Raw genomic sequence first — 24,612 nt, forward strand, 5'->3', positions numbered from 1 at the left:
CCTACCCCCACGACAACCTCCCGGACAGGGAGAGTGCGGCAGAACTAAGTCGCTTCGAGCCGAAATCTGGTCAGCGGCCGATGACAGCCATCGCACTGTTGCGCGAAAGCCAAAATGGCGGAAGGAACGCGGGAATATTGGAGAATGGCAGCACCTCGGGCTTCAGGCGTATGCCGAGCACATCGCCCATGAAGGCGCGCCGCGCCTGGATGCGCCTCCAGGCCTCAGGATAGCGGGCGGCGATCTCCTCACGGAGACCATCGTCCGCGAGCGCGATGCCATCTTCGATGTTGGTCGTGAAATAATCGCCGCCGGTCGCAGGAATGATGTCGACCTGCAACGCCATGCCCGATCTGAGTTTGATATCGGAGCCGCAAAACACCGGAGAATGCATCCATTCGTCGATATGGACGAGGTGGCCCGGATTGAGTGAAACGCCGAAGAACGGGTCGCCAATACGGTCATGCACGGCTTTCCACAATGTGCCGCCGGTGGTGCCGATGCCGATCGCTTCGTACCAGTCGACGACGGCTGAGAAGTAGGGCGCGACCAGCTTCTCGACATAGTCACGGATAGCCGGTGGAAGTTCGGAAGCATCCTCGGCGAGGAAGCCCGCACGCGCGTTGAGCGCTCCCTGGATGCCATAGGCCATGGTGATCGGAGCGCCGCGCGAAATGACGTCGAGGCGCGGGCTTGGCAGGCCGTAGGGCGCGCGCCTTCCTGCAGACAGCATCGGGTGGCAGCCGAGCGGCAGGCCGTTCATGCCCATCAGCCGGGCGGCCTGCAATTCCGTCATGCCCGGCTCGATTCCTTGCAGGACATTGCGCAGGCCCTGCGAGCTGAAGGTGGCGGCGAATTCGAAAGCAGCCAACTGGTCGGCCTCGTTGATGGCACGCAGGCCGTCAGCGGGGTTCATCAGAAGGTTTGCGGCGTTCACCACGGCGCCCTTGTCGCCAACGAGCGCCCGCAGCGTGTCGGCGATGAAGGATGGCAGGTCAAGTGTCATCTCGCCAAAGCCGGCATCGCCGGCCCCGAACGGTTTCCAGCCGATGGCGCCGATGCGCTGTCCTGGCCTGAGGCCGGACTCGGCCAGGATGTCGGGCAGCGCATCCGAGCGGTCGCGCGGCTGCGCCGGCAGCGAGAACGTCTGGTAGAGGACGCGCTGGTAGGGGCCGTCGCAGATCTCGGCATAGCCCCAGCCCTCATTGCCGACGAGCAGCGTGGGCTGTCGCTGGGGAACCACGATCAGAAGCGTTTCCTCGAAGCGCGGATCATAGCCGGAAAGGTAGGCGACGTTGGCGGCATGTTCGCGGTCGCCGTAGACGACCACGCCATCTAGGCCGGCCGCCGCGGCGAGCGCCATCAGCGCCTCGATGCGGGTCTCATGGAGGCTTCGCGCAATCAGCGGCATCACCGTCGGCTCGCCGAACTCGGGCAGCGACATGGATTTAAGGCCAACCGATGCTACAGGCATGAACAAACGCTCCCAAGTGCTTGCTAGGATTCTCTGAAAGCCCGTTATGGAGGGCAGGAATCGCGCGACAATGGCGTCGCGTGCATGGATATGCAATAGGCAGGGCCCGAGCTGCATGACGGCTGGGTGCGGAATGCGCGTTCGATCAATGGCTGATTGCGCGAAGGTGCGGCAAGGTGGGTCTTCAATGAGCAGTTTCTCTTCGCGCGTTGCCGTCGCTGCCGACGCGATCCGCCAGATTTTTCCCGAGACGCCGTTACAGGAGAACGACTATCTGTCGAAGAAGACTGGTGCGCGGGTGCTGGTCAAGCGTGAGGACCTGTCGCCGGTGCGGTCCTACAAGATCCGTGGCGCGTTTAATTTCTTCCGCAAGACGCTTGCCGCCGGGAACCAGGCCGAATTGTTCATCTGCGCTTCGGCCGGCAACCATGCGCAAGGGTTCGCTTTCGTCTGCCGTCATTTTGGCAAGCAGGGCGTGGTGTTCATGCCGGTGACGACACCGCAGCAGAAGATCGACAAGACCAGGCTGTTTGGCGGCGATTTCGTCGAGATCAGGCTGGTCGGAGACTTTTTCGACGATTGCTATCGCGCCGCCTTGGACTTCACCGAAAGTTCGGGTGCCCACATGGTGCCGCCCTTCGACCACAAGGACATCATAGAGGGCCAGGCCACGGTCGCCTTTGAGATCTCAGCGCAGATGCCGGGCGCGCGCATGCCCGACATCATTATGCTGCCGGTCGGCGGCGGCGGATTGGCGGCCGGAGTCACGCATTACTTCCACGATCAGGGTCGTGAAGCCCGGTTCGTATTCTGCGAACCGGCCGGGGCGCCAAGCCTCCGCGAGAGCCTGTCGGCGGGAAAGCGCATGAAGCTCGCCAAGGTCGACAATTTTGTCGACGGCGCGGCGGTTGCCGAGATCGGCCGCGAGCCGCTGCGCCATCTCAAGGATTTCCCGGCCGACTCTGTGCGGCTGATCCCCGAAAACCGGCTCTGCGCGACCATGATCGAGATGCTCAATGTCGAAGGCGTCGTTCTGGAGCCGGCAGGCGCGCTGGCTATCGATGCGCTGAAGGATTTTTCAAGGAAGGAGATAAAAGGCAAGACGATCGTCGCGGTCGTTTCCGGCGGCAATTTCGATTTCGAGCGGCTTCCCGACGTCAAGGAACGGGCGCTGCGCTTCGAGGGACTGAAGAAATACTTCATCATCCGCTTCCCGCAGCGGCCAGGGGCACTGCGTGACTTCCTGGAAATGCTCGGACCCGACGACGACATTGCTCGCTTTGAATATCTAAAGAAATCGGCGCGCAATTTCGGCTCGGTGCTCATCGGCATCGAAACCAAGGATTACCGCAATTTCGAGCTGCTCAAGGCGAAATTTGGGGCCGAAGGCGTCCAGTATCAGGACATCACCGACAATGAGACATTGGCCGGCTTCATCATATGAATAATCCGGGCAAGGTTTTCGTCGCCCTGTTTTCAGGCATCAATGTCGGCGGCAACCGCATCGTCAAGATGGCGGAGTTGCGGTCGTTCTTCGAGGATCTCGGTCTTTCCGATGTCGCCACCTATGTCCAGAGCGGCAACGTCGTCTTCAAGGGCAGGGAGAGCGACCGGGCCACACTGACGAAGCGGGTCGAGGCGGCGTTCGAGAAGAAATGGGTTTTTCTTCGCGCATTTTGGTGCGTGATCTCGAATGGTTCGAGCGTCTGGTGGACGAAAACCCTTATCCGGACGTCGCTGCGGACCCCACCAAACTGCATGTCTACGCCCTGCAGCGCGAGCCGACCGCCGAGGAGGAGGCGCGGCTGGCGAAAAAGTGCACCGGCCCCGAACGTTTCAAGGTTAAAGGCGATGTGCTCTACCTGCATGCGCCGGACGGGCTTGGCAAATCGGTTTTTGCCGGGCTAATCCCGCGTACGCTCAAAGTGCCGGGCACCGCACGCAACTGGCGTTCGGTGCTGGCGCTGCTGGAGATGGCCGATGAGGCCGGTAGCGATGGTTAGATCGGAACCAGTTGTATTTTGAATGGATCGAGTTGATCCAGCAAGGTTACTGATAGGGGATATTATCCTTTGCCCTTTCTCGTACTTGCCTCCCTGTTTGTCAGCGCCTGGGTAGGCTTGGCGCTGCATGAGGCTTCTCACGCCGCGGCCGCGCGTTTGGCGAATTTGCAAGTAAGGGAAATTCGCGTCGGCAAAGGACCGACAGTGTTGCGCACCCATCTCGTTGAGGCAGATGTCTATCTTGGACTCATCCCTCTGGGTGGTTGGGTCAGGACATTTCCTTCATGGCGCTTTTCGAAATCTGCGACGCTGTCTTTTTACGCCGCAGGGCCGGCGATGGACATCGCTTGGCTCGCCGTTTTGATCACGACATTGGTCACCTATCGTGATTCAGAACTGGTTGGCACTGTCCTGGCGCCGGCGATCATAGTGCAGGGTATGATGCTGTTCGGGAATCTTGTGCCGCACCATAGCACAGTCTTTGGCAAACGCCTGCCCAACGATATGATGGCATTGTTGAAGACCGCTTTTACAAAGGGCGATCCAAATGCTGCATATCGCGAGAGTTATCTGAACGCGGTGCGGCGATACGCCGATGCTACGGAAGCGCCTTTTCGACCGTCAAGTCGTTCCGAACGAATCGCGGCCTATCTGTACGGACGGCATGCGTCATCGCCGCAAATGAGCGACCAGGAAATTGCCACGCTTGAGCATGAATTGGCTTTCACGACGTACCGAAGCGAGCAACTTCTCATAATCGATGAGATCACAACCAATATTCTAGCCCGCAAGAGCCGGCACCATGATGCTTGCCTCGATCGCCTGACTGCACGGGCTGTCACACTTTCTCCTGAAATGCCGACGCTGAAGGGAACCCGTGGCGCCGCGCTTGCGAGATTGGGACGCTACGAGGAGGCGCTGACTATCCTTGACGGCGCCGACCACTCCAATGACTTCAACCGCTGCCTCAATGCAGCCTTTCGGGCATTGGCCCATTTCCATCTGGGCAGAGGCGAGTTGGCAGCAGCGGAATTTGACATCGCAGCTGCCATCTTGCGAACCCAGGACTGGGCAAACTGGATTGGCAGCGAAATAGTAAGCGCCATCGGAACGGAGATCGGGTATCCGGCACAGACGATTGAGGGTCGCTCCGCAACCACGGAGTCGCTTAAGAAGCCTGCTTCCAGTCGACGGTCAGCTCTTCGCGGAAGGCAAAGCGCTTGATGTGATCGGCGGCTACGCTTCCCAGGCGCTCGATCGATCCGGCCTCATCCGTCGACACGGTGATATGCTGCGCTGCCGCATCGGCATCCATGACGGTGCGGCCCAGCGACGTCAGGTCGATGGTGCGGTGGGTCGGGTTGAACTCGACGGGAAATTTATGCGCCCAATGCTTGCACAACTTCTGCAGATAGCGGCTGGCGCGCGCGGTGGCGGTGGCGACATCAGAATGGCTGGCCGGCATGAGTGAATTCCTTCCTCGTTCAGGCGCAATTCACTATGGAAAGCGATAGGCACAGTTCTCCGCAAACACCGCTTGACACTTTCTGGAATTGTTTTTGGCGCTGGCTGACGGCAGGGCGCGGTGTGCGCCAACATAGGTGGCGCGACCCGCGATCGCAAAGGCGGCCGGCTTTTACCCCGGCCGCCTCGCTTCAAGATGACGGGATCGGCTACCAGCTCCCGCTGTTGGCCATCGAGGCCCACGGCTCGGCCTTTTCCTTGGCTGGGCCTTTCTGCAGAAGCTCGATCGAGATGCCGTCCGGCGACTTGACGAAGGCCATGTTGCCGTCGCGCGGAGGCCGGTTGATGGTGACACCCATGTCCAGGAGCCGCTGGCAGGTTTCGTAGATGTCGTCGACCTCATAGGCGAGATGGCCGAAATTGCGCCCGCCCTTGTAGTCCTCCGGATCCCAATTGTAGGTCAGCTCGACCAGCGGCGCCTTTTCGTTGATGCCGCTCTGTTCGTCTTCCGGCGCGGCAAGGAAGATCAGGGTGTAGCGACCCTGCTCGCTTTCGAAGCGGCGAACCTCCTTGAGGCCAAGCTTGGCGCAGTAGAAATCGAGCGATGCGTCGATATCGGCGACGCGGACCATGGTGTGCAGATAGCGCATATGATTTCCTCGATGACTGGTTTGCGGCGCAACATACGGTTGGCCGGCACAAAGGGCAATCGTGCGGAGGCAGCAATGCCGACAAAGAACAAATCCGGTATACCGCCGTCGAACCGTAAAAAAAGGCACGGAAGGTCTTGCACAGACCGGAAGCCACAGTGTTAATCTGACGGTAAGAATCAGTTGCGGTGTTCTGGAAAGAGGGGGCATTCTAATGGGGGAAAAGGCCTCTTTGACGGGCCGGGACGGACCCCTTGGCGAGGCCTTGCATCAAGACGCAGGCGGCCATGCCGCTGAATTGCTCGAAATAGCCGGCGCCATAAAGTGGTTCGATGTTGCCAAGGGCTATGGCTTCATCCTTCCCGATGACGGTGTTTCGGGCGATATTCTCCTCCATGTGACATGTCTGCGACGAGACGGCTTTCAGACCGCCCTGGAAGGTGCGCGCGTGGTTTGCCTCGTCAAGCAAGGCGATCGCGGATTGCAGGCTTTCCGGGTGCTGTCCATGGATGTCACCACCGCGGTCCACCCAGCGGAAATGCAGGAGCAGCGCACGCATGTCGCGGTGACGCCGGAAAGCGGTCTCGAGCGCGCTCTGGTCAAATGGTTCAACCGCACCAAAGGGTTTGGGTTTCTGACACGCGGCGAGGGCACCGAGGACATCTTCGTTCACATGGAGACCTTGCGCCATTACGGCATCACCGAGCTTCGTCCGGGGCAGGTCGTGCTCGTTCGCTTCGGCCGTGGCGACAAGGGCCTGATGGCGGCCGAAATTCATCCAGACGTCGGGACCCTGCCGGTCTCGCATTAGCGCGGGCTCCATACCCGCATGCGGGGTGATGCTCTTCCCTTCGTTTGACCATGATCTTGTCGGAAACCCGGTTTCCCTTTTAGGGTTCGTGGTCTAGGACGCTGTCCGGTCGAGGATTTGCATGGCACACAGGAACTGGCTGACGGCGGGCGTTATGGTCGCTGCGATCGCCGTCATCGTCGCGGTAAGCGCCTTCTTCTACTTTCAGAAACCCAGCGTCGCCGATGGCCAGGCGATGATGCTTCCGGTCGACCCGGCTCCGCTTGTCGCGGTTACCAAGGGCGGCGAACATTCGTTCTCGATCGAGGTCGCGGACACCGAGGCGGAGCGCGAGGCCGGTCTGATGTTTCGCCAGGACATGGCCAGCGATCATGGCATGCTGTTCGTCTTCGAGGAGACACGCGAAGTCAATTTCTGGATGAAGAACACGCCGATGCCGCTGGACCTCGTCTTTATCGGCCAGAACGGCAGGATCCGCGCCATTAAGCAGGGCGAACCTCTGTCTGAAGCAGTGATCTCGCCTGGCGAGCCGGTGCGCTTCGTGCTGGAGCTAAAAGCGGGGACGGCGGCGAGCGACGGCATCGCCGCCGGCGACTTGCTGCGCCACCCGGCCATAGGGGGCGCCGCGGGCGCCGGTGTGCCGCCCGCGGACAAGGGCGATTCGCCCAATGTCGATTCCGACTGAGCGCGCGGACTTAATGGCGATGCAGTTTTTTTCGCATGACGGCTTCGATCTCGCGTTCCTCGACCGCCAGCCGGCGTCGGGAGAGGGCGACCCGGTGCTGATGATCCATGGTTTTGCTTCGAGCCATTATGTCAATTGGGTATCGCCGGGTTGGTTCAAGACGTTGAACGAGGCGGGCTACCGTGCCATCGCCCTGGACAATCGCGGCCATGGCTCATCGTCGAAGAGTTATGAAGAGGCCGACTATACGCCGGCGAAAATGGCGTCCGATGCCGCCGCCTTGCTCGATCACCTGGGCATCGAGCGCGCCCATGTGATGGGCTATTCGATGGGCGCTCGCATTGCGGCGTTCCTGGCACTGTCCGACCCGCACAAGGTGGCGACGCTGGTCTTGGGCGGCCTCGGCATAGGAATGGTCGATGGCGTCGGCGATTGGGATCCGATCGCCGCGGCATTGTTGGCCGAGGACCCGGCCGCGACCGCCCATCCGCGCGGCCGCGCCTTTCGTGCCTTCGCCGATCAGACCCGCAGCGATCGGCGCGCGCTGGCCGCCTGCATTGTCGCCTCGCGCGAACTGTTGAGCGCCGACGATATCGCCCGTATCGCGCAGCCAACGCTGATAGCTGTTGGAACCCGCGATGATATCGGCGGCTCGCCCGATGAGCTGGCGGCGCTCATGCCCAATGCCCGTGCCTTTCACATCGAAGGCCGCGACCATATGCTGGCGGTTGGGGACAAGACGTTCAAGCAAAACGCGCTAGAGTTTTACGCGCAACATCCGCTCTGAGAGATAGCCCGGCACAGACGTGCACGGTGGGCAAGGGGAAGGGCAGCTATGCCGGGCGCCGTCGCCCGCAAGACATTCGGCAAACGATCAGTCGTATTGGCCGTTGTGGCGCCTTTACCTGATCGCATCCAGTCGCTCCAGCGACCGTAGCAGGTTCAGCCGGGCCGGAGGGCCGAAGCGCTGTCGAAATTCCTCCGTGTGGAAGATATGCGGCCGACCGAGGAAATTCCTCAGCACAGCGCCACGGCCGGCCCGCCACATCGGTTCTTCCACCCAGCCATATTCCCGGCGCACCGCCTGCTCGTAAGCGTCGAAGGCATTCGGCGCGGCGCCCAGGATGGACAGATCCATGTCGAGGAAGAAAGCGGCATCGCGTGTAGCGGCCGCATCTTCAAAATGAGGCAGGTCGTGCGTGACGGTCGCGGCGATCATGGCCATGACGCGGTCAAGACGAGCGGCATCGGCGCGCCCGGAGAGCTCTCTCCGGGCAAGGTCAGCACTTTGCGTCTCGTTGTCCTTGGCCTTGCTGTCATAGATCGCATCATGGAACCAGATCGCCGCCTCGACAGCCTCCGGATCGCTCAGGAGCTCCCGATAGTCGGCGGCGAGCGCCAGCATGGCCTCTACATGGGCAAGGTTGTGATAGTGCCGGCCTTCGGCCCGGTAGAGTGACGAAACTGCGCCTTTCAGCGCGTCATCCATCAAGGGTTCGTTTTCCATGGCTGCTTGAATTCCCGCGAACCAAATCCATTTGACACAGCACTAAGGAAAATTGAGTTCAATCGTGCCATGATCTGCCTTATATGTGCGGCGGGACAAGAGGCAAGCACGGTAGGCATGCCTGGCAGCACGCAGGACGAGACGGCGATGAACAGCATCAGCATTTCCCGGCACAGCGCTTTGCAGCCTGTCGATCCGATCTGGCGTTCGATCCGCGATGAAGCCATGGAGGCGGTCAACCGGGATCCGTTGCTGGCGGCGTTCCTCTATTCGACGATCCTCAACCAGGACAGTCTCGAAGAGGCGGTCATCCACCGGATCGCCGAGCGGCTTGCCCATCAGGACATCGGTTCCGACCTGATACGCCAGACTTTCAAGTCGATGCTGGCCGACGACAAGGATTGGCCGACGACGGTGCGCGTTGACATCCAGGCCTATTATGATCGCGATCCTGCCTGCGACCGGTTCATCATGCCGGTGCTCTATTTCAAGGGTTTTCACGCCATCCAGACCCATCGCCTGGCGCACTGGCTATGGAACCAGGGCCGCAAGGATTTCGCCCTCTATCTGCAGAGCCGCTCGTCCTCGGTCTTCCAGACCGATATCAATCCGGCTGCCCGAATAGGCAAAGGCATCTTCATCGATCATGCCACCGGTCTCGTCGTCGGCGAGACCGCGGTGATCGAGGACGATGTGTCGATCCTGCACGGCGTGACGCTGGGCGGCACCGGCAAGGCCGGCGGCGACCGTCACCCCAAGATCCGCTACGGCGTGTTGATCGGCGCCGGCGCCAAGATCCTCGGCAACATCGAAATCGGCCATTGCTCGAAAATCGCGGCGGGTTCCGTAGTGCTGTCGCCGGTACCGCACAACAAGACGGTCGCGGGCGTGCCCGCCCGCGTCGTCGGCGAGACCGGCTGTGACCAGCCCTCGCGTCAGATGGACCAGCTTCTGCCATCGAAGAAGATGGATCAGGTGGTCAGTTTCGACATCTGATTTTCCACGCCCGGCGCGTTGCCTAGGGTGGTTGCGACGCGCCCGGCGGCGACGTCGTTGCGGTGCAATAGCGCCGGCTTGCCTTTACATCGCCATCGTCGACGTGCCAGAAGCGCCGTTCAAACCAGCAAGCCGATGATCGGAGAAGACTGTTGAAGCCTGACGAAATCAGAAAGCTGGACGCCTATTTCAAGCGCGTCTTCCAGAACCCCAAGCTTGAGGTCAAGGCACGGCCGCGCAAGGACGATTCGGCCGAGGTCTATGTCGGCGACGAGTTCCTCGGCATCGTCTTCAAGGATGAGGACGACGGCGACTATAATTTCTCGATGGCTATCCTGGACATCGATCTGGCCTGAGGCGGATGGCTGGCCGGATCCGCGTAAAGCGCGGCCGGCTTGCTCCCCATGTTACTCAATGTTCCGTCTTCAATATGCGTGCGGCCTGCGACTCGATCGACGTGTCGAGCGCCTGCCAGTCTCCGAGAAATTCCTTCGGGAAGCGGTAGGTGAGGCTGAGATCCTCGCCGACATGGATGTCTCGCTCGCAAGGCGCCAGCGACTCGTCGGCGCTCGGCCCGCCCAGGCATCGGGCCACGAACGGCTCCTTGCCGGTGCGCTTACCGACAATCAGTTCCTCGTTCATATAACCTGACTTCTCGTTGAAGCTGTATACAGTCGTCCCGCCTGGCCCCGGAACGCCGGGCTGGGTGATAAGGGCGCTATAGATCGGCGCGAAGCGGCCGCTCATGTCGCGCGACATCACACGCTGTTCGAAGGTCATGAAGATGATGGTCTTGCTCGTCCCCGTGTGGTTGAAATCATCGCGCGCCGCCTCGCTGTAGCCGGTCATTTGGGGGTAGCGAAGGTAGAGGTCGAGCCGTGATGCGATGCCGTCGCGGCGGGCCTGTTCGAAGCGGATGGCATTGGCCGGCACGGCCATGACATTGTTGCCGATCACCACCTTGTGGATCGTCTGGTCGTCGGTATATCCCGCCATCGCTATCGAACGGCCGAACCATTTGCCGCCAAGGCTGATCGCGATGGACAGCACGGCCAGCGCCGCGAAAGTCTGGAACACCCGCCTCATCAGCCTGGAATCAACGACGGTGGGCTCGGCACCATCGGCGATCGTAGCCTGTTTCATCTTGCTCCTCGGATCCCGCCTGTCCCCTGCCGGCACATTTCCTGTGGCACGGCTCTTGCGGGGATATGGATCGACTGTGCGATTTCATGGTAAACGGATAGTAAAGATGATCTCGCTGGGACCCACTCTCTTCGCTTTTGTCGTCGGACTGACGGCCTGCGGGCTGCTCGGATCCATGATGGAGTCGATATCCGGCCGCAAGCTCGCCTTCGCCGAACCCTATCTGTCGCCGTCGCATGTGCTGCGCTCGCTTGCGGCGGCTGCCTGTGCCGGCCCGTTCATGCTTTTCAATGATGCCCTCGATGCCCGGCGCGATGGTCGCATTTCGTTGCTGATGCTGATGTCCTGCGCCTGCACGGCCATCGCCTGGACATTGGCCCTGGGCGTCGTCGTGCTCGCCATTGCCTCATGGGCAGTCCGCCTCCTAGGTTGAGGACTTCCTGCCTGAGAGACGATTCGGAGACGACAATGCCGCTCTATGCGATCGATGGAAAACAGCCGAGCTTCGCCGATGCCGACAGCAACTGGGTGGCGTCAGATGCGACCCTGATCGGGGATGTTCGCGTTGGCCGCAATGCCGGCTTCTGGTTCGGTGTGGTCATTCGCGGCGACAATGAGCCCATCACGATCGGCGACGACACCAACGTGCAGGAGCACACCGTCATGCACACCGATCCCGGCTTCCCATTGACCATTGGCCAGGGCTGCACGATCGGCCATCGTGCCTTGCTGCATGGCTGCACCATCGGCGACAACAGCCTGATCGGCATGGGAGCCATCGTGTTGAACGGCGCCAGGATCGGCCGGAACTCCCTGGTCGGAGCCGGCGCACTGGTCACCGAGGGCAAGGAATTTCCGGACAATTCACTGATTGTCGGCTCGCCCGCGAAAGCCATCAGGACGCTGGACGACACAGCAGTGGCCAAGCTGCGCGGCTCGGCGGCACACTATGTCGCCAACGGCAAACGCTTCAGGGATGGGCTGACAGCGGCCTGACACGCAATAAGCACTGCACCAATGCCATCACCGTGTCAGCTACTGTCCTAAAGTTTGTCCAGATGCGGCGTTACTTCTTTAGGTTCGTCGCCTACGCGACTGTGCTTCCAGACTTTCTCGAAAATGCGTCCCTTGTCCGGATCCGCATTGCCCCGGCTTTGGTCGTTTCGATTTCAAATGCGGCAGTACCCTTTACGAGATCGCTTAGTTTGCTGAAGCCATAGGCGCGAGGTTTGAAATCTGAAAACAGAGTTGAGAGCTGTTTTCCGAATGCACCTAGCGGTACCCAGCCATCTTCGCTTTCCATCTGGCTGATAACCTTCTTGAGCATGGGCGTCGCTGCGCTCGATAGTTTGAGCGTTTTTGCTGCCGGTACCGCTCCCTGAATTTTCACCGGGCTTCGCTCGAAATCCTCCGTGTAGATGAAGCGGCGACAGGCTAGCCGAAAACTCTCCGGGGTCTTCTTTTCGCCGAACCCGAATACAGCGACGCCTTGTTCGCGGATCCGCGAAGCCAGCCTGGTGAAGTCACAATCGGATGAAACCAGACAAAAGCCGTCAAAGCGACCGCTGTGAAGTAAATCCATGGCGTCGATCACCAGTGCGATATCGGTAGCATTCTTGCCGCTGGTGTAAGCGAATTGCTGATGCGGAATGATCGCGTGCCTCGCCAGGAGTTCCGCCCATCCCTTGGAATGCGCGCTGGAGAAGTCGCCATATATCCGGCGCACACTTGCCTCGCCGATCTTCGCAATCTCCTGGAAGAGACCGTCGGCGATCTTGGCGGACGCATTGTCGGCGTCGATAAGAACGGCAAGGCGTGGCAAGCCACTTTTGGTTGGCATCGGACAGTTTCCTGGCATGTTAAGCGCTATGAACCGCCCGCCAAGCACAGTCGCGCCGAAAGGCGGAGCCGGCCCGGGGACGGGGCCGGCTCCTTGACCCGGTCGTTGGGGACGGGGAGGGTGGGGGCTCGACCGGGTTTCTCGTCGGCGTGTCGCATTCGGGCGGCGCGCTGGAACTCTGTTCCACGCATGCCATCATCCCAGGTCGAGACCCGGTTTGAACGACATGCGTCCGCGTCCTCAGCGGACGCTGGCGACCGCGTCGGAACGGCCGTCATTGATCGTGACCCAGACGCCGGAGTTCTGATCCGACTGGCGCTTGAGGTAGGTGTAGTCGGTGTCCGTCCAGGACAGGACCTTGGTCTCGAGATTGTCGAGGATGAACTCGCCCAGGCTGGTGCGCACGGTCAAAACGGCGTGACCGTCGCCATTCGGCTGGCGCGCCACAGTCATCAACAGATTGCCGGCGGGTACACCAGCATCCATGAGCTCACGGCGCTTCTCCAGCGCGTAGTCCTCGCAGTCGCCGTAGCCATTCTCGGGATAGGCCCAGTATTCATCGACACCGTAGTTCGCCATGTCGGTGCGCGGCTTAACCTTGCTGTTCACTGAATTGTTGATGTTGACAATCGTCGCCCAGAGCTTGCGGGTCAGTTCAACCGGGGCTCCCTTGCGGGTCATCTGCCTGCATTCGCCAGCCACGCGCTGGCAAAACTCATAGTGACCAACAGGCTGCGTGGTACGTCCGCCGGTATGCATGTAGGTCGGTCCCGCGGCATATGCAGAACCCAAGGCGGAAAACTGGATTGCCATCGCCACCAGCAACAGCATGCCCCTCGTTTTCTTCATTGTTGCAGTCTCCCCGTTCGAAGGAGACATTGCCAGATGTGGATTTATTTGACGCAAAAGCGCGAAGCAGATATTGAGTAAAACGCCAATAGAATAAGCATAAAATTTGAATCATTTAAGTATTAAATTGTTGAGTCCCGTGGCCACCAGCTCGCCTGCGGCGCACTATGAGACCTTGCCTTCAATTCCTGAATGCTCCCAATGGGCGCTTGGAACAAAAAAGCCGGCCGCGAGGGGCCGGCTTGGTGCTTCTCGTGCCGTCTGTCAGGTGCCCGGCGGACTGAATTCGGAATCGAGCGTTTCAGGACGCTGAATGACAGCGAACTCAATAGCGACGCCGTCCTCGAAATGTCGAACGACCTGCCCGCGCATGGTGCCAAGCAGGACCTGGACACCGATTGCGGGTTTGACCTCGATTTCGACTGCCGCGCCGGAAAGCGACAGGTCGATAATGCGGCACTGGTATTGGCGACCGTCGGCGAGCTGCAGCACACTGGTTGGATTGCGCGGCGCGACACGATCGTGACGTCGGTCTTCCGGGAGGTCGAGCTCGTGCTTGTTGGCGAGCCAGGTCAACTGCGCGGCAAGCTTGTCCTTCTTGCGGTCCGACGCGATGACCGTCATGGCGAAGCCGTCGGGCAGGGTGCGTGTGACGACACCTTCGATACGGCCGATATGGTCGATATAGGCGATGATCTTTTCGCCGGGCGTCCCGATGGTCTCGGTTCGAAGTGCTACATTGCCCGGAGACATGTCGACGACCTGGCAGGGGTGCTCGGTGCGGTCTTCCAGCATGAAGCGGCCATAGATCTTGACCCGGACGCGCTGAAAGTTGCGCCTTTCAGCTTGGGACGGCGCGTGATCGACCGCCGTTGACCTCATGACCGCCTACACCCCCATTTGGCATTTCCGCGCGCCGATGCGGGGAACTCCATCGAAGAACTACAACAAAGCAGGTTAACAAAGGGAAAAAGCCGGCCCGGTGACTTCAGGATTTGCGGCCTATTCTTCACGTCCGCCGTCGAAAACGACGAGATGGCGGATGCGCCGCGCCCGACCGAGCGTCGATATCGTCTCCGGCGCCTCGAATTCATCGGGCACGAGCGACGGGACATCGATCGCCGACCGGTTGCTCGTCAGCTCTTTCTCCGGATCTATAACCCGGATGGAATCGATCAATGCATCCGTGATCGGATCGGCACCCAGCCAGAACGGCTTTTCCACCGCGCTAATGACGCCCAGGCAACGCGGGTTCTCGACACCGCCGTCGAGCGGCAAGGCGAGCAATTCGAACTTGTTGGATCGGCCGCTTCGGCTGAAACCCTCTAGGTGGATGACCACGACCGATTTTTGCTCGAAAACGCCGTGGATCAGCCGCGCCACAAGCCTCTGATCCTTTTCCCGCCACAGCGATGGAAACGAGAACCCTTTAAGTTCACGTCCATAATAGGCACAGAGCCTGGTACCGGCCAGCCGGAACACGGCTTGCCCGCGTGTGTCCCGCTCCAGAATGAAGGTGTCCGCGAGCAGCGACTTGATATCGGCAGGCTCGACTTCAGACCGCTTGGGTGCCGAGCGTCCGTCACGCAGCCGATTCCAATATTGGAACAGCGTGATCGATCCGTTCTGTTTCATGCTAGGCAGCTCCGCACGATCTGTCGTCTTGTGTCCCGTCGGTGAACAGAAGGGGCGCCCTCCGATGACTTACATGCGTCGCGCAGCAGGAAGCGTGCCAGCATCGTTAACACTTGTTCACGGGTGGGGGCCGTTAAGGTTAACGATTGGTTTACGTTGCGCTGGAGCGATCTCGATGACACGTTAAAACCACTTCAGAAGCGATCGTTTCGCGACGGTCAACAGCACTTCGTTAAGAGTTTTTTAGGGGAGCAGGGGGCTCGGCCGGCCGTTCAAGGGAAACCTTGAGCGGCCATTTTTTGATTCGCCCCTCATGATTCGCTTTTTTGATGCGGCCTGATGTGCTGCGTTGACAGGAAGCGGGGCCGGCGGACACATGGTCAATAATGGCAAGCATCTTGTTCCTTCAGGGTCGATCGGCGATTTTTCTCCGGTCGCCGCAGACGATGACGGCGCGGATCGGCTGGCGTTGGCCATAATTTGTGGGTAAGCGGCGTAAATGGCCGCTAGAACAGATATCCCCACCGATTGTCGAAGCACATGAGCGAAACCGGAGGTCCTTCGGAGGTCGAACCGGAGCCCAGCTCGGGGCGAGAGCCTGTGTTCAATCTGCCGCCAGTCGTTCTGGCGGTTATCGCCATCTGCGCAGCCGTCTATCTGCTGCAGCAACATGTGCTCACCGAGAACCAGCAACTGACACTGCTTTACGATGGCGCCTTCATTCCCGTCCTCTACACCGGCCAGTATGGCTTCGACTGGTTCCTGTTTTCCAGGCCGTTCACCTATGCCTTCATGCATGGCGGCTTTGCCCATATCGCCATCAACATGGTCTGGCTTGCCGCATTTGGTTCGCCCTTGGCGAACCGCTTGGGAGCGCTCCGGTTTGCCATTTTTTTCGCTGTCACCGGCTTGGCTTCCGTCGTGCTGTTCTGGGCCGTGCATCCTTACGGCGAGGCACCGCTTGTCGGCGCTTCCGGCGCCATATCGGGCATGATGGGGGCGGCCGCACGTTTTGGTTTCCGCATCGACCGATCTGCCGGCAAGGCGGCTTTCGCAGGAGCGCCTCTGCCGATCGCGACGGCGTTGCGAACACGGAGCGTGATGACCTTCCTCGCCATCTGGATGGTGATAAACTTGGTCACGGGCCTGATCGGCATTGGATCGGGGGTTGACGGGCAAATCGCCTGGGAGGCCCACATTGGCGGCTTCCTCGCCGGCTTCCTCGGCCTGCGTTGGTTCGACAGGCGATGGTCTGCGCCTGAATGGGAGAGCCCCAACCACCGCACTTGAAATACAGCCGATCGCGGCGCACGATGTTCACACTTGCGCGTGCCGGTTGGGGCAGGGGCCGGCGGGCGAAGCAGAGGAGGACGCCATGACGGTTAAGGCAATTCTGGAACGAAAAGGCCACGACGTGCTGACGCTCGGGCCGAACGAAAAGCTCAGCGAGGCCATTCGCATCCTGTCCGAACACAAGATCGGCGCGCTGGTCATTACCAATGGCGATCGCAAGATCGTCGGCATTCTCTCGGAACGAGACATCGTGCGCGTCATTGCCAGGGAAGGCGCAGCCGCGCTTGATATCGCCGTGCGTTCGGCGATGACGCCTAAGGTCAAGATTTGCAACGAGAACCACACCGTCAACGAGGTGATGGAGATCATGACGCGTGGCCGCTTCCGCCATCTGCCGGTTGAAAAAGACGGAATGCTGGACGGCATCGTCTCCATCGGCGACGTGGTCAAGCGGCGCATCGAGGATGTGGAGCGCGAAGCCGACGAAATCAGGGCCTACATCGCCACGGCGTGACGTCGCTTATCTGTCGGCTCGACCTGCACCGGCAACGTGCTGAAGGCGTGCGATGAGGTCGCCGTTGCGGCAATAGTCCGGCGGCGACTGCGGCTGCAGGCTTTCTTCGAGCCAGGCGGCGCATTCGTTTTGATGGCCGCAGGCACGACATCGGTCAACCGCACGGTTGGTCACGGCCGCGTGGTCGGCAACATGCTTCAACTGTTGGACGAGTCCCAGCTTCCGCATCATGCGACCGAACAGGGCTGTCCTGGCGTCCACTGAAATCAGGTAGTCGACAAAGTTCATTCGGGTCACTCCTGCCTGTTGGCGATCGTGCCATGCGGGCGTGCGGAGACATTGATCCAGGTCAACAGGCCGGACGGCGTCGTCTCCCTTGCCAGTCCGCCCCGATTGATCTAGCCAACGGTTGATTTTGTTGGCCGACAGCGCCAGACATCGTGAACAATAGTATCCGGATCGCCATGACCCTTATCGATACCCGCACGCCCGACGCAAAACGCCTGATCCCCGGCGCCACCGGGGACTGGGAAATCATCATCGGGCTCGAAGTGCATGCGCAGGTCATCTCGCAAGCAAAATTGTTTTCCGGCGCCTCGACTGCTTTCGGTGCTGCCCCCAACGCCAATGTCAGCCTGGTCGACGCGGCAATGCCTGGCATGCTTCCTGTCATCAACGAGGAATGCGTCAAGCAGGCGATCCGGACGGGTCTGGGGCTGAAGGCCCAGATCAATCACAAATCGGTTTTCGACCGGAAGAACTATTTCTACCCCGACCTGCCGCAAGGCTACCAGATCTCGCAGTTCAAGCAGCCCATCGTCGGCGAGGGAACCGTGATCGTCTCGGTCGGACCGGACCGCCAGGGCGAATTCGAGGACATCGAGGTCGGCATCGAGCGGCTGCATCTGGAGCAGGATGCCGGCAAGTCGATGCACGACCAGCACCCGACCATGTCCTATGTCGACCTCAACCGCTCCGGCGTCGCGCTGATGGAAATCGTTTCCAAACCCGACCTGCGTTCGGGCGATGAGGCGAAGGCTTATGTCACCAAGCTGCGCACGATCATGCGCTATCTCGGCACCTGTGACGGCAACATGGATGAAGGCTCGTTGCGCGCCGACGTCAACGTTTCGGTCCGTCGGCCCGGCGGCGAGTTCGGGACCCGCTGCGAGATCAAGAACATGAACTCGATCCGCTTCATCGGCCAGGCCATCGACTTCGAAGCGCGCCGGCAGATCGCCATCCTCGAGGACGGGGGCAAGATCGACCAGGAGACGCGGCTTTACGACCCCATCAAGGGTGAGACGCGCTCCATGCGCTCCAAGGAAGAAGCGCACGATTATCGCTATTTCCCGGATCCCGATCTTCTGCCTCTTGAATTCGACCAGGCCTATGTCGATGCCTTGGCCAAAGGCCTGCCGGAACTGCCCGACGACAAGAAGGCGCGGCTGATCTCCTCGCTCGGCCTATCGACCTACGATGCCTCGATCCTCGTTTCGGAAAAGTCGATCGCGGATTATTTCGAGAAGGTGGCCGCCGGTCGCGACGGCAAGCTGGCCGCCAACTGGGTCATCAACGATCTGCTTGGACAATTGAACAAGGCCGGAAAGGACATTGAAAACGCACCGGTTTCGCCTGATCAGCTTGGCGCCATCATTGATCTGATCAAGGACGGAACGATCTCCGGCAAGATAGCCAAGGATCTGTTTGAGATCGTCTGGGCCGAAGGGGGCGACCCGCGCGAAGTGGTGGAAAGCCGTGGCATGAAGCAGGTCACTGACAGCGGCGCCATCGAGAAGGCCGTCGACGAGGTCATTGCTGCCAATCCCGACAAGGCCGAGCAGGCTCGCGCCAAGCCGAGCATGGCTGGCTGGTTTGTCGGCCAGGTGATGAAGGCCACAGGAGGCAAGGCCAACCCGCAGGCGGTCAACGACCTCGTCAAGGCCAAGCTGGGCATCGACTAGGTGTTTGTCCGTACCGCCGGAGAACGCGACCTTGCCGCTGTGCGGACGCTGCTGGTCGAGACCTGGCACGCGACCTATGACACCATACACGGCACCGCCAGGGTTACCGAGATCACCGATGACTGGCATTCCATCGGCTCGCTCCGTTCCCGGCTGACGCGGCCGCATTCGGAATTCCTGGTCGCCGATGACGGCAAAAGGATTGGCGGCATGGCTTTTGCCGCTGCCACTGCCGATGCGAAAATCATCCTGGTGAACCAGATATACGTCCATCCGGACCTCCAGCGGCGCGGCATCGGCCGCGCTCTGCTTGAAGAGATCGAGGCCAGTTTCCCGGAAGCACAAATGTTGCGCGTCGAGGTCGAGGAGGCCAATGGCGGCGGGATTGCCTTCTTCCGGTCGGCCGGGTTCCTGCCTGCAAGCGACGACGTGGATCCTGGCGACGATGAGAAGCTGGCGATCAGGAGTTTCGAGAAGCCGCTCGGATAGATTCCGGCATGCCCAACCGGCTGTTCATTGTCGCGGGTTTTGATTTGACCCGGCTCGATCTCCGGCCGGTCAGCGCGATCGAAGCGGCGGCGACAGGTCCCTTATCAGCAACTCCAGCCCACGTTGATCGCCGATCCCGGTCTTGTCGAAGACGGTCGCCAGTTGCGACTTGACCGTGCCATCCGACACACCGCTGGCGGCGGCAATTTCCTTGCGCGTCATGCCCGCCGCGATATGGCCGGCGACGCGCCTTTCAGCCGCCGTCAGCCCGAACAGCGCGGCAACCGCGTCAAGCGCCGGTATAGGCGCGGCGCCCGCGGCCGTGACGAAGATGGCGGCGGCGGCACGCTGCGATAGTCGCGCCGAAATCTCACGCCGGGCCAATGGCATGACATGCGCGACCGCCGGGATGCTGGCCTTGGCGAGCGGAATATTGATACCGGCCGGGCCAAGTGCGAACTCGTCGCGCGTTCCGAGTTCCACCGCGCGGGCAATTGCGGTATTGGCATGCGGAAAGGCGAACGCCAGGTGCCCGCGAATTGAAGAGACAGCCGAACTCTCCGTCAACAGGGCTTCGGCAGCCGGGTTCGCGAAGAGTATCCGCATGTCGACGGAAACGATCAGCACCGGGTGGTGAAGGTTCTCTACGATCGAACGGAAGACGTCCGCCTTGCGCCGTTCGCATTCGAAGAGGTCCCCAATGGTCACGGCGCGACGCACATGCGGCGCCAAAGCTGAAACCAGGTTGAGATCCTCGTCAGAAATCTGTGGCCTGTCCCTGTCCGTCACTACCATCAGCGTGCCGATGCGGCCGGGTCGCTTCATCAGAGCCACCCAGAAGAAATCGTCCAGCCGGTTGGGTTCCACCCACTCGCGCACGATCCGGCTTGCAACCCAGTCTTGCCGCGCGTCCGGGCCCTGCAACGCATAGATGGAGTCGACAGTGAAAGGCACGTCGATATCCATCTTGGGTAAAGCGGCCAGGAAAGGCACCTCGGACCCGTAGTCGCGCTGCAACGGCTCAAGCACCGCCGCGTCGCCGCAGGAAACCGAAAACCGGGCCGAGTTGCTGGCCGTGTCGACAACCGCCAGCATGGCGAGGCGGCCGAGCGTCAGCCGGCGGATCTCATCCAGCGTCGCCTGCCAGCGATCGACGTCGGTAACTGAATCATAGATTGCCTCGACGATCCGCGGCAGGGCGCCATCATCCCTTTTCGTCAGCTCAGCCATGTTCCACGGTGTTCGATGTGAGTAAGGTTCCACAAAGTCTGTGCCGATGTCGCACAATCCTCTTGCTCTGTAACCTTTTGATGCCGCTGTGCCTGTCGATTGCAAAGGTTCGGAACGCTGCGGCTGCTTCACATGAAGAACGTGCCGATGGCGCGTCCGAGCGGCCAAGCATCCGCCACCTCATCGGCGGACCAATATCCCGCGTTGCCGTGTCGGCTAACGGCGGCTATGCAGGGATATGATCAGATTGTCCCGCATCACGGCCTTGGCGTTGCTCGCCATCATAGTCTTCTCAACCCTGTCGCCGATCCAGATGCGGCCTCACCTTGCCGATGCGAACGCCGAGCGCGGCCTGGCTTACGTATTGCTGGGCCTCGCCCTCGCAGTCGGCTTTCCGAATCGGCTTTATCAAGCCCTGATCTGTGTGGTTGTGGTTGCCGGCGTGCTCGAACTGCTTCAGATCATCGATCCCGGCCGCCACGCGCGGCTCTTGGACGCGGTTGTGAAGGCGTTGGCGGGCGTCATCGGGATTGGCTTGGGCCAGCTTCTCGTAAAGGCGGTCAACCAGCGAGAGAAGACGGGAAGGTCAGCAGACCGCAAGCGGCACGGCGCTGAATGAACAGCCGCTCTATGCGGACGCAACTTCGACATTGTCGATCAGCCTGGTCTTGCCAAGCCAGGCGGCAGCCAGCAGCCGCCCTTCACGGTCGCGGCGCCATGGGGCGAGCGTCTGGCTTTCGCGTGCCTCGACATAGTCGACCGATTGAAAGCCGGCTGCGATGAGGTGGCGGCAGGCTGCTGCCGTGGTGGCTTTCTCGTCAGCGCCAGCTGCCAGACTCGCCGCGGTATCGCGCAAGATGGTGTTGAGCCGACGTGCAACCGTCAGTTCGCCTGCATCGAGATAGACGTTGCGTGATGACATGGCCAGACCATGCGCGTCGCGTATCGTTGGGGCGCCGATAATCTCGACAGGCAGGTCGAGGTCACGGCAAAGCCGCCTGATCACGCAAAGCTGCTGATAGTCCTTCTCGCCGAAGATCGCCACGTCCGGGTTTACCTGCAGCAGGAGCTTTGCCACCACCGTGGCGACGCCGTCGAAAAGGGTCGGACGGAAGTCCGACTCGAGGCCGAGGGCGGGACCTGCAACGGAAAGCTTGGTGGCGAAGCCGGCGGGATACATCTCGCTTACCGTCGGTGCGAAGGCAAGGTCAGCCTTGGCCGCCCCCAACCGGTCGAGGTCGAGGCCGAGCTGGCGCGGATATTTGTCGAGGTCTTCGCTCGGCGCGAACTGTGTCGGATTGACAAAGATCGACACGACGCAGCGATCGGCTCTTTCGAGCCCGATCCTGACCAGCGAGATGTGCCCGTCATGCAGGGCTCCCATCGTCGGGACCAACGCCACCCGAAGGCCTTGGCCGCGCCAGTCGCGGATCTGTGCGCGAAGTGCGGCGACGCTGTCGACGGCAAGGGGACGTGTCATGCATCACTCCGGTTCGCCGCCGAAAACACATGGGCGGGGCCCGGAAATCTCCGGCTGCGCACTTCCGACGCATAGAGCTCGGCGGCATGCGAGATCACGTGTCGCAGATCCGCGTATTCCTTGACGAATTTCGGAACGCGGTCCACCGTCAGCCCAACCATGTCGTCGATGACGAGCACTTGGCCATCGCAGTCGGCACTGGCGCCGATGCCGATCGTTGGAATGGAGACGCGGCGCGTGATGTCTGCCGCGACGTGCTCGATCGTGCCTTCGATGACCAGTGAGAATGCCCCTGCATCCTCCACGGCAAGCGCATCGGCAAACAGGTCGGCCACGTTTTCATCCGTGCGCCCCTTGATCTTGTAGCCGCCATCCTTTTCCACCGATTGCGGCAACAGGCCGATATGGCCCATGACCGGAATGCCGGCTTCTACGATCGCCGCGATTTGCCGGGCGATGGCGACGCCGCCCTCCAGCTTTACCGCCTGGCAGCCGGTCTCATCGACGAGCCGTCGCGCCGAGGCAACGGCCTGTGGCACTGAATCTTCATAGCTGCCGGCCGGCAGGTCCACGACGACGCACGCCCTGGTCGATCCGCGCATGACCGCTTGGCCATGCGCGATCATCATCTCGAGCGATGCGCCAAGCGTGGTCGCGTGGCCATGGAGGACCATGGCGACGCTGTCGCCGACCAGCAGCAGGTCGACATGGCTGTCGAGCAGACGAGCAACGGGATAGGTGTAGGCGGTGAGGCAGACGATCGGCGTGCCGCCCTTTGCTTGGCGGATTAACTCTGGGCTGATGCGGGTGTCGGTGGACGGCGAATCCATGGCCAATCGTCACTCCTCGGCCCGAGGCCGTGTTCGATAGCTGCAGGCGCGCAGAGCTTTAGAAAGCGCCGAAAGGCTTGGCAAGCACGCATCCGTCATCCCGCAGATTCAGGGGTCGCATGTTCAGTTTCGATGAGCCATTTCCGTGCCCGCAATGGCAAAACCCTTGCCTTCCGGTGGGCCTGACGCCATAAGACGCCTGAAGCAGGAAACTGGCGCCGTCGGCCCGAGGTTTTTGGAATGAAGATGTTCCTGACGCAGTTTTTCACCTGGTGGAACAGCCAGACGCTGGGAACGCGCTTTCATACCTGGCGGTATGGCAGGCAAATCGGCCAGGACGAGCTTGGTAATGTCTACTACGAGGGCGGGATCGATTCGGAAGGCCGCACGCGCCGTTGGGTCATCTACCGGGACTATTCGGAGGCCTCTGCGATTCCTCCGGGCTGGCATGGCTGGATCCATCATCGGGTCGATGCCGCTCCTGTGAGCGAAGGCTACAAGCCGCGCGAATGGCAGAAGCCGCATCTGCCCAACCTGACGGGCACCCCCGCCGCCTATCGTCCGAAAGGCTCCGTGCTGACCAATCAGCATCGTCCGCAGGTCACCGGCGACTACGACGCCTGGACACCGGGCGCGTAACGACAAGGTGGCCCACCGCGCTGTGCGGTCGGTCCGTTATCGCCACAATTGGTGTTTAGCTGCTTGTGGATCATGAAACGGCGACTAGCCTTGGCGATCGACAGAATCACCCCGGGCGCGAACCACCGGTATCCCTAGATGAACTTCTTCAGCCTGACATCGATGGGCGGCATCGCCCTTGCCGCTGGCCTTGCCGTCAGCACGGGCGCCTTCGCGGCTTCGCCTGAGCCGGCAACGCCACCGCCGGCGTCGGCGGGCTCCGACCGCATCGCCAATCCGATCGCCGAATTCGCAGGCATCGACAAGATCACCGGCCGCATCATCACCTTCGATGTCTATATCGACGAAACCGTACAGTTCGGTGCTTTGCAGGTTACCCCGCGCGTCTGCTATTCACGGCCGCAGGCAGAGGCGCCCAAGACGGATTCCTTTGTCGAGGTCGACGAAATTACGCTCGACCGCAAGATTCGCCGCATCTTCACCGGTTGGATGTTTGCCGAAAGCCCGGGGCTGAACGCCGTCGAGCATGCCGTCTATGACGTCTGGCTGAAGGAATGCAAACAAAAGTCGGATGTTCCGGCCCCCGGCGCTGCCGCTGCCAAGCCGAAGACCACCGTCGCGCCTGATCAGGGCGATCCCGACACCACGAATACCAACTGACCGCCCGGAACCCTCGCGGCCACCACACGTTGGATCACGCACGAGCGCGCGTCGAGCGCCTGGAGGTTCCATGTCGGACAGCAAGCGGATCACGGCCAGCAAGAAAGAGCTTCTCGAACTCGAGAAGGGTTTCTGGACCGGTGACGAGGCTTATTATTCAGCCCATGCCGACACCGAATGCCTGGTGGCTTTTCCTGGCATGGCACAGGCAATGGACAATGCGGATCTCGCCAAGACGGCGACCAATCCCAACCGCTGGCGCGGCCTGAAGATCGACCTGAAGGGAATTATCGAGCCGGGCAGCGATATCATTATGCTGACCTATGAGGCTCATGCGACGCGCGAGAACGGCGAACCCTATGCCGCATTGGTCAGCAGCGGCTATGTCCACCGCGTCAACGGCTGGAAACTGATGTTCCATGCGCAGACGCCGTTGGAGACGCAAAAGGCTTGATC

30 protein-coding genes and 1 pseudogene are annotated in these 24,612 nt (G+C 60.9%); 18 read left to right on the plus strand and 13 right to left on the minus strand.

Features of this window, described 5'->3' with window-relative positions:
• Positions 1-70: 70 nt before the first annotated feature.
• Complete coding sequence (locus LB513_RS14205; RefSeq protein ID WP_224664137.1) at positions 71-1,474, minus strand: aminopeptidase P family N-terminal domain-containing protein; 1,404 nt, start codon at positions 1,472-1,474, stop codon at positions 71-73.
• Positions 1,475-1,661: 187 nt separating this feature from the next.
• Here LB513_RS14205 and ilvA point away from each other — a divergent pair, with 187 nt between their 5' ends.
• From ilvA to LB513_RS14220, 3 genes and pseudogenes are all read left to right on the plus strand, one after another.
• A complete protein-coding gene (gene ilvA, locus LB513_RS14210; RefSeq protein ID WP_224664138.1) occupies positions 1,662-2,918 on the plus strand; it encodes a threonine ammonia-lyase IlvA in 1,257 nt (418 codons plus the stop codon).
• A gap of 68 nt (positions 2,919-2,986) precedes the next feature.
• Positions 2,987-3,477: pseudogene (locus LB513_RS14215) on the plus strand (DUF1697 domain-containing protein).
• Between the two features lie 69 nt (positions 3,478-3,546).
• Positions 3,547-4,701: a site-2 protease family protein gene (locus tag LB513_RS14220; RefSeq protein ID WP_224664139.1), complete on the plus strand. Its 1,155-nt coding sequence runs from the start codon at positions 3,547-3,549 to the stop codon at positions 4,699-4,701.
• Here LB513_RS14220 and LB513_RS14225 read toward each other — a convergent pair.
• Both LB513_RS14225 and LB513_RS14230 read right to left on the minus strand, forming a co-directional pair.
• The gene (locus LB513_RS14225) at positions 4,646-4,942 is read right to left on the minus strand and encodes a DUF2218 domain-containing protein (protein ID WP_224664140.1); all 297 of its coding nucleotides are present in this window, start codon (positions 4,940-4,942) and stop codon (positions 4,646-4,648) included. The genes LB513_RS14220 and LB513_RS14225 overlap by 56 nt on opposite strands.
• 208 nt (positions 4,943-5,150) lie before the next feature.
• Positions 5,151-5,591, minus strand: a complete 441-nt coding sequence (locus LB513_RS14230) for a VOC family protein (RefSeq protein ID WP_224664141.1) — start codon at positions 5,589-5,591, stop codon at positions 5,151-5,153.
• Between the two features lie 214 nt (positions 5,592-5,805).
• Between LB513_RS14230 and LB513_RS14235 the strand changes: the two genes are divergently transcribed.
• The 3 genes from LB513_RS14235 (at position 5,806) to LB513_RS14245 (ending at position 7,874) form a co-directional block, all read left to right on the plus strand.
• Positions 5,806-6,402, plus strand: a complete 597-nt coding sequence (locus LB513_RS14235; RefSeq protein WP_224664142.1) for a cold-shock protein — start codon at positions 5,806-5,808, stop codon at positions 6,400-6,402.
• Between the two features lie 121 nt (positions 6,403-6,523).
• Positions 6,524-7,087, plus strand: a complete 564-nt coding sequence (locus LB513_RS14240) for a DUF192 domain-containing protein (RefSeq protein WP_224664143.1) — start codon at positions 6,524-6,526, stop codon at positions 7,085-7,087.
• Between the two features lie 19 nt (positions 7,088-7,106).
• A complete protein-coding gene (locus tag LB513_RS14245) occupies positions 7,107-7,874 on the plus strand; it encodes an alpha/beta fold hydrolase (RefSeq protein WP_224664144.1) in 768 nt (255 codons plus the stop codon).
• Positions 7,875-7,988: 114 nt separating this feature from the next.
• On the opposite strand, the gene LB513_RS14250 is transcribed toward LB513_RS14245, so the two are convergent.
• The gene (locus LB513_RS14250; RefSeq protein ID WP_224664145.1) at positions 7,989-8,594 is read right to left on the minus strand and encodes a hypothetical protein; all 606 of its coding nucleotides are present in this window, start codon (positions 8,592-8,594) and stop codon (positions 7,989-7,991) included.
• 147 nt (positions 8,595-8,741) lie between these two features.
• On the opposite strand from LB513_RS14250, the gene cysE reads away from it, so the two are divergent.
• Together cysE and LB513_RS14260 are read left to right on the plus strand one after the other, a co-directional pair.
• The gene (gene cysE / locus LB513_RS14255) at positions 8,742-9,590 is read left to right on the plus strand and encodes a serine O-acetyltransferase (RefSeq protein WP_224664146.1); all 849 of its coding nucleotides are present in this window, start codon (positions 8,742-8,744) and stop codon (positions 9,588-9,590) included.
• 152 nt (positions 9,591-9,742) lie between these two features.
• Positions 9,743-9,946 (plus strand): DUF3126 family protein, encoded by a 204-nt coding sequence (locus LB513_RS14260; protein WP_013531334.1) that lies wholly within the window; start codon positions 9,743-9,745, stop codon positions 9,944-9,946.
• Positions 9,947-10,001: 55 nt separating this feature from the next.
• Here the strand turns inward: LB513_RS14260 and LB513_RS14265 are convergent, their stop codons facing one another.
• Positions 10,002-10,733, minus strand: coding sequence for a hypothetical protein (locus tag LB513_RS14265; protein ID WP_224664147.1), 732 nt, complete (start codon positions 10,731-10,733; stop codon positions 10,002-10,004).
• Positions 10,734-10,839: 106 nt separating this feature from the next.
• Here LB513_RS14265 and LB513_RS14270 point away from each other — a divergent pair, with 106 nt between their 5' ends.
• The gene (locus tag LB513_RS14270; protein WP_224664148.1) at positions 10,840-11,166 is read left to right on the plus strand and encodes a DUF6949 family protein; all 327 of its coding nucleotides are present in this window, start codon (positions 10,840-10,842) and stop codon (positions 11,164-11,166) included.
• 35 nt (positions 11,167-11,201) lie between these two features.
• A complete protein-coding gene (locus LB513_RS14275) occupies positions 11,202-11,729 on the plus strand; it encodes a gamma carbonic anhydrase family protein (RefSeq protein WP_224664149.1) in 528 nt (175 codons plus the stop codon).
• A 91-nt stretch (positions 11,730-11,820) separates the two neighbouring features.
• Here LB513_RS14275 and LB513_RS14280 read toward each other — a convergent pair whose 3' ends face one another.
• From LB513_RS14280 to LB513_RS14295, 4 genes are all read right to left on the minus strand, one after another.
• Positions 11,821-12,573: an NYN domain-containing protein gene (locus tag LB513_RS14280; RefSeq protein WP_224664150.1), complete on the minus strand. Its 753-nt coding sequence runs from the start codon at positions 12,571-12,573 to the stop codon at positions 11,821-11,823.
• Positions 12,574-12,813: 240 nt separating this feature from the next.
• Positions 12,814-13,422, minus strand: a complete 609-nt coding sequence (locus LB513_RS14285; RefSeq protein ID WP_224664151.1) for a transglutaminase-like cysteine peptidase — start codon at positions 13,420-13,422, stop codon at positions 12,814-12,816.
• A gap of 264 nt (positions 13,423-13,686) precedes the next feature.
• Positions 13,687-14,304 carry a PilZ domain-containing protein gene (locus LB513_RS14290; RefSeq protein ID WP_224664152.1) on the minus strand — a complete coding sequence of 206 codons (618 nt, stop codon included), beginning with the start codon at positions 14,302-14,304 and terminating at the stop codon, positions 13,687-13,689.
• Between the two features lie 120 nt (positions 14,305-14,424).
• Positions 14,425-15,057, minus strand: a complete 633-nt coding sequence (locus tag LB513_RS14295) for a PAS domain-containing protein (protein ID WP_224664153.1) — start codon at positions 15,055-15,057, stop codon at positions 14,425-14,427.
• A 540-nt stretch (positions 15,058-15,597) separates the two neighbouring features.
• On the opposite strand from LB513_RS14295, the gene LB513_RS14300 reads away from it, so the two are divergent.
• A complete protein-coding gene (locus LB513_RS14300; RefSeq protein WP_224664154.1) occupies positions 15,598-16,347 on the plus strand; it encodes a rhomboid family intramembrane serine protease in 750 nt (249 codons plus the stop codon).
• A gap of 85 nt (positions 16,348-16,432) precedes the next feature.
• Positions 16,433-16,864 carry a CBS domain-containing protein gene (locus tag LB513_RS14305; protein WP_224664155.1) on the plus strand — a complete coding sequence of 144 codons (432 nt, stop codon included), beginning with the start codon at positions 16,433-16,435 and terminating at the stop codon, positions 16,862-16,864.
• 6 nt (positions 16,865-16,870) lie between these two features.
• Here the strand turns inward: LB513_RS14305 and LB513_RS14310 are convergent, their stop codons facing one another.
• The gene (locus tag LB513_RS14310) at positions 16,871-17,152 is read right to left on the minus strand and encodes a DUF6455 family protein (protein ID WP_224664156.1); all 282 of its coding nucleotides are present in this window, start codon (positions 17,150-17,152) and stop codon (positions 16,871-16,873) included.
• A 176-nt stretch (positions 17,153-17,328) separates the two neighbouring features.
• On the opposite strand from LB513_RS14310, the gene gatB reads away from it, so the two are divergent.
• Both gatB and LB513_RS14320 read left to right on the plus strand, forming a co-directional pair.
• Positions 17,329-18,828, plus strand: coding sequence for an Asp-tRNA(Asn)/Glu-tRNA(Gln) amidotransferase subunit GatB (gene gatB, locus LB513_RS14315; protein WP_224664157.1), 1,500 nt, complete (start codon positions 17,329-17,331; stop codon positions 18,826-18,828).
• Positions 18,829-19,317, plus strand: coding sequence for a GNAT family N-acetyltransferase (locus LB513_RS14320; RefSeq protein ID WP_224664158.1), 489 nt, complete (start codon positions 18,829-18,831; stop codon positions 19,315-19,317).
• A gap of 69 nt (positions 19,318-19,386) precedes the next feature.
• Here LB513_RS14320 and LB513_RS14325 read toward each other — a convergent pair whose 3' ends face one another.
• Positions 19,387-20,547, minus strand: a complete 1,161-nt coding sequence (locus tag LB513_RS14325) for a LuxR C-terminal-related transcriptional regulator (protein ID WP_224664159.1) — start codon at positions 20,545-20,547, stop codon at positions 19,387-19,389.
• Positions 20,548-20,812: 265 nt separating this feature from the next.
• Between LB513_RS14325 and LB513_RS14330 the strand changes: the two genes are divergently transcribed.
• Positions 20,813-21,166 (plus strand): VanZ family protein, encoded by a 354-nt coding sequence (locus LB513_RS14330; protein WP_224664160.1) that lies wholly within the window; start codon positions 20,813-20,815, stop codon positions 21,164-21,166.
• 9 nt (positions 21,167-21,175) lie between these two features.
• Here LB513_RS14330 and panC read toward each other — a convergent pair whose 3' ends face one another.
• Together panC and panB are read right to left on the minus strand one after the other, a co-directional pair.
• Positions 21,176-22,027, minus strand: coding sequence for a pantoate--beta-alanine ligase (gene panC, locus LB513_RS14335; protein ID WP_224664161.1), 852 nt, complete (start codon positions 22,025-22,027; stop codon positions 21,176-21,178).
• Complete coding sequence (gene panB / locus LB513_RS14340) at positions 22,024-22,857, minus strand: 3-methyl-2-oxobutanoate hydroxymethyltransferase (protein WP_411962704.1); 834 nt, start codon at positions 22,855-22,857, stop codon at positions 22,024-22,026. Before panB ends, panC begins: the two co-directional genes overlap by 4 nt.
• 240 nt (positions 22,858-23,097) lie before the next feature.
• Here panB and LB513_RS14345 point away from each other — a divergent pair, with 240 nt between their 5' ends.
• The 3 genes from LB513_RS14345 (at position 23,098) to LB513_RS14355 (ending at position 24,610) form a co-directional block, all read left to right on the plus strand.
• A complete protein-coding gene (locus tag LB513_RS14345; protein ID WP_224664163.1) occupies positions 23,098-23,496 on the plus strand; it encodes an NADH:ubiquinone oxidoreductase subunit NDUFA12 in 399 nt (132 codons plus the stop codon).
• Between the two features lie 138 nt (positions 23,497-23,634).
• On the plus strand, positions 23,635-24,156 hold the full coding sequence (locus LB513_RS14350; protein WP_224664164.1) for a DUF2155 domain-containing protein: 522 nt from the start codon (positions 23,635-23,637) through the stop codon (positions 24,154-24,156).
• A gap of 70 nt (positions 24,157-24,226) precedes the next feature.
• The gene (locus LB513_RS14355) at positions 24,227-24,610 is read left to right on the plus strand and encodes a hypothetical protein (protein ID WP_224664165.1); all 384 of its coding nucleotides are present in this window, start codon (positions 24,227-24,229) and stop codon (positions 24,608-24,610) included.
• Positions 24,611-24,612 lie beyond the last annotated feature (2 nt).

This window comes from Mesorhizobium sp. ES1-1 (assembly GCF_020164785.1).
Taxonomy (GTDB): Bacteria; Pseudomonadota; Alphaproteobacteria; order Rhizobiales; family Rhizobiaceae; genus Mesorhizobium.